The organism is Citrobacter sp. S55_ASV_140 (genome assembly GCF_018919505.1).
In the GTDB taxonomy this organism is placed as follows: Bacteria; Pseudomonadota; Gammaproteobacteria; order Enterobacterales; family Enterobacteriaceae; genus Citrobacter; species Citrobacter werkmanii.
The window spans coordinates 1-1,256 of the sequence record NZ_JAHLQZ010000388.1; the positions used below are offsets into that span (position 1 = coordinate 1).

The window sequence follows — 1,256 nt, forward strand, 5'->3', positions numbered from 1 at the left end:
GATCTGGAACCCTTTGACGAGGCGATCCTCGCCAGCGGGATCGAACCGCGGATGCCGCCGATCGAGGGGATCGATCACCCGAAAGTGTTGAGCTATCTTGACGTCCTGCGTGATAAAGCGCCGGTGGGTAAACGCGTCGCCATCATTGGTTGCGGCGGGATCGGTTTTGATACCGCCATGTATCTGAGCCAGCCTGGCAATCCCACCAGCCAGAACATCGCGGAGTTCTGTGTGGAATGGGGGATCGACACCAGCCTGCAACAGCCTGGCGGATTACGCCCGGAAGGTCCGCACTTATCCCGCAGTCCGCGTCAGATAGTGATGTTGCAGCGCAAGGCCAGCAAACCGGGGCAAGGTTTAGGTAAAACCACGGGCTGGATCCATCGTGCCACCCTGCTCTCACGCGGCGTGAAAATGATCCCGGCGGTCAGTTACCAGAAAATTGATGATGATGGATTACACGTCGTATTGAACGGCGAACCGGTAATCTTTAACGTGGATAACGTGGTGATTTGCGCCGGACAAGAGCCACGCCGTGAGCTGGTCGATCCTCTCCACGCGGCAGGTAAAACGGTGCATCTGATCGGCGGCTGCGATGTGGCGCTGGAACTGGATGCCCGCCGCGCTATCGCGCAAGGCACGAGGCTGGCACTGGAAATTTAACGTCATGTCTTTCGTAGGCCGGATAAGGCGCTCACGCCTCCATCCGGCACACGCGATTACCGACGACGACCTAATTTCACCGATTTGAGAATCACAAACTTATTATTGGTGGCGATGGTCTCGCAGTTGCCGAAAATCTTCTTCAGCTTGTGGAAGTAGTCGAGGTGACGGTTAGCCACGATATACAGCTCACCGTTAATCTTCAGGCAGCGGCGGGCGTGGTGGAACATCTCCCACGCGATATTATCGGTCAACGCATGCTTCTGGTGGAACGGCGGGTTGCACAGCACGGCGTTAAAGCGGAACGGCTCAACCCCGGACAGCGCGTTGTTAATCATAAACTCGCAGCGATCCAGCGCCTCAGGCATATTACTTTCGACGTTCAGACGACTTGACGCCACCGCCATTGGCGATTCATCCACAAACACCACGCTGGCTTGTGGGTTTTTCTCCAGCAATGTCAGGCCAATCACGCCATTCCCACAGCCGAGATCGACAATCTCTCCTTCAAGATTTGCAGGCAGGTGCTCAATAAAGAAGCGCGCGCCGATATCCAGTCCGGTACGAGAGAAAACGTTAGCGTGGTTATGGAT

General features: G+C 55.9%; 2 protein-coding genes. One reads left to right on the forward strand and one right to left on the reverse strand.

Annotated elements, in window-relative coordinates; genetic code table 11:
• A partial coding sequence (locus tag KQJ18_RS24045) for an FAD-dependent oxidoreductase (RefSeq protein WP_216422960.1) occupies positions 1-663 on the forward strand: 663 nt, incomplete at its 5' end.
• 56 nt (positions 664-719) lie between these two features.
• On the opposite strand, the gene KQJ18_RS24050 is transcribed toward KQJ18_RS24045, so the two are convergent.
• Positions 720-1,256 (reverse strand): methyltransferase (locus KQJ18_RS24050; protein ID WP_216422961.1); only part of this gene is annotated, 537 nt, incomplete at its 5' end.